This window comes from Nocardioides sp. (assembly GCF_016462705.1).
GTDB lineage: Bacteria > Actinomycetota > Actinomycetes > Propionibacteriales > Nocardioidaceae > Nocardioides.
In genome coordinates, this window is record NZ_JAEMSS010000243.1 from 1 (window position 1) to 5068 (window position 5068).

4 protein-coding genes are annotated in these 5068 nt (G+C 74.0%); 3 read left to right on the forward strand and 1 reads right to left on the reverse strand.

Going from position 1 to position 5068, the window contains the following annotated elements; all coding sequences use genetic code 11:
• On the forward strand, positions 1 to 1326 hold a 1326-nt coding region (locus tag JHD21_RS20465; RefSeq protein ID WP_292679132.1), incomplete at its 5' end, for a sensor histidine kinase.
• Positions 1323 to 1973 (forward strand): response regulator transcription factor, encoded by a 651-nt coding sequence (locus JHD21_RS20470; protein ID WP_292679134.1) that lies wholly within the window; start codon positions 1323 to 1325, stop codon positions 1971 to 1973. The genes JHD21_RS20465 and JHD21_RS20470, both read left to right, overlap by 4 nt.
• 3 nt (positions 1974 to 1976) lie before the next feature.
• Here the strand turns inward: JHD21_RS20470 and JHD21_RS20475 are convergent, their stop codons facing one another.
• Positions 1977 to 3713 carry an FAD-binding oxidoreductase gene (locus tag JHD21_RS20475; protein ID WP_292679137.1) on the reverse strand — a complete coding sequence of 579 codons (1737 nt, stop codon included), beginning with the start codon at positions 3711 to 3713 and terminating at the stop codon, positions 1977 to 1979.
• A gap of 137 nt (positions 3714 to 3850) precedes the next feature.
• Here JHD21_RS20475 and JHD21_RS20480 point away from each other — a divergent pair, with 137 nt between their 5' ends.
• Positions 3851 to 4984, forward strand: coding sequence for a LuxR C-terminal-related transcriptional regulator (locus JHD21_RS20480; RefSeq protein ID WP_292679140.1), 1134 nt, complete (start codon positions 3851 to 3853; stop codon positions 4982 to 4984).
• The last annotated feature ends 84 nt before the right edge of the window (positions 4985 to 5068 follow it).

Genomic DNA, 5068 nt, shown 5'->3' on the forward strand with positions numbered 1-5068 from the left:
CTGCTCTTCATCGTGATGGCACTCCCTGCGTGCGCGATGACCGTGGCGATCGTGGCGCCGACGATCGTGGCGATCGACGACCTGCTGGCCCGCACCCTGGTCCTCGGCGGGCTCTCCCTGGTGCTGCTGGCCGCGGACCTCGCCGCGGTCGCGGGTCTCACCGTCCTCCTCGGCGACGACCTCGGCCGGGCGGAGCTGATCACGGTCGTGCTGCTGGTCTCCGTGCTCCTCTACGGGCCGGTGCGCTCTCGCCTGTGGGCCGCCGTCCAGCGCGCGATGCTCGGTGACCGCACCAACCGCTACGACGTCGTCGCGGGGCTCGCCTCGACGTTGGAGAAGGCCGACGGCGGGACCGAGCAGCTCGCGGTGGTGGCCGACGCGGTCGCGGCGGCCTTCGGGGTCGGCTACGTGCGGCTCGAGGTGGACCGGGCCCACGGGGAACGGGTCACCGCGACCCACGGCACCGCCCCGGCCGAGGTCAGGACGCTGCCCATCACCTACCGCGACGAGGAGGTGGGACGCGTGGTCCTCCCGGTCCGCGGGCTGCGCAGCCGGCTCAGCCGCCGCGACGAGGAGCTGCTCGGCGACCTGGTCCGCCAGGCCGCCACGGCGGTCCGCACCAGCCAGCTCGCCGACGAGCTCCAGGACAACCGCGAGCGGCTGGTCGTCGCGCGCGAGGAGGAGCGGCGGCGGATCCGCCGCGACCTGCACGACGGGCTCGGACCCTCGCTCAGCGGCCTGGTCTTCCAGCTCGAGTCGGCACGGCTCCTCGTCGACCGCGACCCCGACGCGGCCCGGCGGTCGATCGCGGCCACCAGCGGCCAGCTCCAGGAGGTCGTCGCCGACGTACGCCGGCTGGTCCACGACCTGCGTCCGCCCGCGCTCGACGACCTCGGCCTGGTCGGCGCGCTCCGCCAGCACGCCGAGCGGATCAGCGGCGCGGGTCTCGACGCCAGGATCGAGGCCGCCGCCGACCTCGGCGCCCTCTCCGCGGCGGTCGAGGTCGCGGCCTTCCGCATCGCTGGCGAGGCCCTCACCAACGTCACCCGGCACGCGCGCGCCTCCACGGTGGTCGTCCGGCTGGAGGTCGCGGGCGACGAGCTGGTCCTGGAGGTCGGCGACGACGGGGTCGGCATCCCCGCGGAGGTGGAGGCGGGTGTCGGCCTGGTGTCGCTGCGCGAGCGGGCGGCGGAGCTGGGCGGGCGGACGGAGGTCTCGTGCCCTCCGGGTGGTGGCACCGTGGTCCGGGCGTGGCTGCCGCTGGGTCGGGCCGACCGGCCGGACCGGCAGGACGTGCAGAGGAACGAGCAGAAGGACGAGGGATGAGCATCCAGGTGGTGGTGGTCGACGACCACCAGATCGTGCGGGACGGGCTGGTCGCACTGCTCGGTGCGCTCGACGGGGTCGAGGTGGTCGGCTCGGCGGCCGACGGCCGCGAGGCGCTGCACGTCGTCGCCGAGACCGAGCCCGACGTCGTGGTGATGGACATCCAGATGCCGCACCTGGACGGGATCGAGGCGACCCGCTTCATCACCGGCAAGCACCCCGACGTCCGGGTCGTGATGCTCACGATGAACGAGGACGACGACACCGTGCTCAGCGCGATCCGGGCGGGCGCCTCCGGCTACCTCCTGAAGGGGTCGGGCGCCGAGGAGGTCCACAACGCGGTGCGCGCCGCGGCCGCCGGCGGCATGGTCTTCGGCGCCGCCCTGGCCGGCCGGGTCGCGACCTACTTCGCCGGCGCCACCGCCCGGCGGGTCGAGGAGCTTCCGTTCCCCGACCTCACCGAGCGGGAGCGCGGCATCCTGGAGATGCTGGCCGCGGGCAGGTCCAACGACGCCATCGCCCGCGAGCTGTTCGTCTCCAACAAGACGGTCCGCAACTCGGTCTCCTCGATCTACACCAAGCTGCACGCCGCCGGCCGCGCCGAGGCCATCGTCAAGGCCCGGGAGGCCGGCTTCGGCAAGGGCTGACCGTCAGGCGATCTCGTGGTTGGCCTGGAAGACCCCGCGCGGGTCGACCGCGGCCTTGATCGCGCGCAGCCGGGCGTAGTCGGCGGCGTCGTACCCGCTGGCGGTGTCCACCACCTTGTCGGCGAAGTTGAGCAGGTGCTCGCCGGTCGCCCACGGCGCCAACGCGGACACCAGGGCAGCTCCGTCCGCGAGACCCGCGGCGGCGGCCTCCGGCACCGGCGCGACCGCCGCGCAGAAGAGGGCGTAGCTGCCGGGGAGCCGGGGCAGGACGCCGGCGTCCGGCGCGGGCCGTCCCAGCGCCCCGCCGAGGTGACGCAGCTCGGCGAACAGCAGCGACGTGGTGCTGCCGGGGCCTACCTGGCCCAGCAGCGCCTCGACGGCGGCGTCGTCGAGGTCGCCCAGCACCGCGTGGTCGGCGACGTTGGGGGTCGGGCCGGGCGGGTCCATGTGCACCGCGAGCACGTCGGCGCTCGGGATCCGGGCGAAGGTGTCCATCTCCGGGGCGAGCGCGCGCAGCGGGGCCAGGAGCTCCGCGGCCCGGGCGTCGTCCTCGAGCACCGCGCCGTCGATCACGACGATCCGGCGACCGCTGAGGAACGGCGGCAGGTCGGGCAGCGGCGGGAAGCTCATCAGCCGCAGGGACGTGGTGACCGACTCGGGCAGCTCGCGGGTCCAGCCGACCCACGTGGGCACCACCTCGGGCGCCCGCTCGAGCGGCCACAGCAGCATCCCGGCCACCACGTCGGCGATCGGGAGCAGCCGGAGCTCGATCGCCACGACGACACCGAAGTTGCCGCCGCCGCCGCGCACCGCCCAGAACAGGTCGGTGTTCTGGTCGGCGTCGGCGCGGACCAGGCTGCCGTCGGCGGTGACGACCTCCACCGCGGTGATGCTGTTGGTCGCCAGACCGTGCTCGCGCCCGTAGAACGAGAGCCCGCCGCCCAGGGCGTAGCCGGCGACCGCCACGTCCGGTGAGCTCCCGTGCAGCGCGGTCAGGCCGTGCGGCGCGGCCGCTGCGACGACGTCGGCCCACAGGGTCCCGCCCGTGACGCGGGCGACCCGGCGCTCGACGTCGACCTCGACGCCGGTGAGCTCGGAGAGACGCAGCAGGACGGACTCGGCGAGCCGGCCCTCGAGCGGCACCGCGGCGTGCCCGCTGCTCTGAGGGGCGACGCGGAGGCCCTGCTCGGCGGCGACCCGGACGATCCGGGCCACCTCGTCGACGGTGTGCGGCACGGCGACGGCCGCCGGCCGCTGGTCGACAGCGAGGTTCCAGGGGAGCCGCGCGACGTCGTAGCCGGGGTCGCCCGGGAGGGTCACGCGGTCGGGGCAGGCCTGCTGGACCGCGGTGGCGGCGGACAGGACGGTGATGCTGGTGGTCATGGTGCTTCCTTCTGGGTGTGGGTCTTCTCGGGGTGTGAGGGTGGCGGCGAGGGCGACCAGCTGACCGGGTCGGTCGAGGCGGTCGACCTCGCGGATGCGGGTGTGCGGTCGGGCTCCGGTCGCGGCCAGACGGTCGGTGAGGACGTCCAGCACCCCGAGAAGGGCGATCCGGTCGGTCGTGAGCACCTCGACCTCCGCGAGGCCGGACGGGGTCCGGCCGAGCCGGGCCAGGGCCGCCTCGAGGCGGGTGGTGGCCAGCGCCAGCTGGGCCGTCACGTCGTCCTCGTGGAGGAGCCGGCCCAGGTCGTCGACCGACGCCTGGACCGGGACCTGGTTCCCGGTGCTCGTGGTGCTCACGACGCAGAAGACTGGCGGCACCCACCCGGACCGGACCATCCCGCGGCCACGGGTGATCCGCGGCCCGTGGCTCTGGGGGTCCGACTCCCCACAAAACTGGGATGTGCCGGACCGGCATCTGGGTCGATACTGCTCAGATGAGCAGTGCCCTGACCGCCGAACGGGTCCGGGGTGATGTGGAGGTGCTCTCCCGGGCCGGACTGGACCTGGAGACGTTCCTCTCCGAGGCCGTGGCCTCGGTCTCTCGGGCCGTCCCCTCGGTCGCCGTCTGCGTGGGAACCCACGACCCCGCCACCCGGATGCTGACCAGCTCCCGGAAGTACGGCGACCTGGCCGGCCGCAACTCCCACGACGGCCTCTTCGGCGAGATCGAGTACGACTCGCAGGAGGCGACGACCTACCCGGAGATAGCGGGTTCAGGCCTCCGCGCCGTCGGCGTCAACCTCTGGTTCGGTGGGCAGGTCGAGCGCTCCGAGCGGATGAGCCGGCTCATGCTGCCTAAGTTCGACTACCACGACGAGGCCCGGGTGGTCTTCGCCGAGGGTGGCCGCTTCTGGGGCGGCATGGCGCTGTTCCGCGGCTCGGGCGACGAGCCGTTCGGCGTCGACGAGATCGACTACCTCGGCACCCTCAGCGAGGCGTTCGGTCGAGGAGTGCGCTCCGGTCTGCTGACCCGGCTCACCGAGGTCGCGCCACCGAGCTCGGTGGGCGGGCCGGCGGTCATGGTCGTCGACGGGTCGGGCGAGCTGGTGCAGAGCACGCCGGCGGCGGCCGCCCGGCTCGCCGAGATGAGCGGCGCAGCGGACTCCGCGGCGCCGTACGCCACGATCATCGCGCTGGTCAGCGCTGCGCGGCGGTTCGCCCGCGGCGAGACCGACGTGGTGCCGCACGCCCGGGTCCGCACCGCGCACGGCATCTGGCTGGTGCTGCACGCTTCGCCCCTGTCGGGACTGGGCGACCGGGCCGGCGAGGTCGTGGTGACCATCGAGGAGGCCCGGCCGCCGGAGATCGTGTCCCTGGTCGTGGCCGCGTTCGACCTGACTCCTCGCGAGCGGGACGTCACCCAGCTCGTCCTGCAGGGCGTCGACACCAAGGAGATCGCCTCGACGCTGCACATGTCCGCCTACACCGTCCAGGACCACCTCAAGTCGGTCTTCGACAAGGCCGACGTCCGCAGCAGACGTGAGCTCATCGCCCGGGTCTTCTTCGACCAGTACGTGCCGCGGATGGGCTCCGAGGTCGGCCCCTCCGGCTTCTTCGGCTCGGCCTGACCCCCGCCTACCGCCCCTCGAGCAGCTCGTAGACCTGCTCGTCACGGTCGTGGCCGCCGAGGCCGCGGGAGACGAACGCCGCCC

Coding starts and splice junctions, on each gene's coding strand:
- JHD21_RS20470 (WP_292679134.1), top strand. CDS start 1,323: ATGAGCATCCAGGTGGTGGTGGTCGACGACCACCAGATCGTGCGGGAC.
- JHD21_RS20480 (WP_292679140.1), top strand. CDS start 3,851: ATGAGCAGTGCCCTGACCGCCGAACGGGTCCGGGGTGATGTGGAGGTG.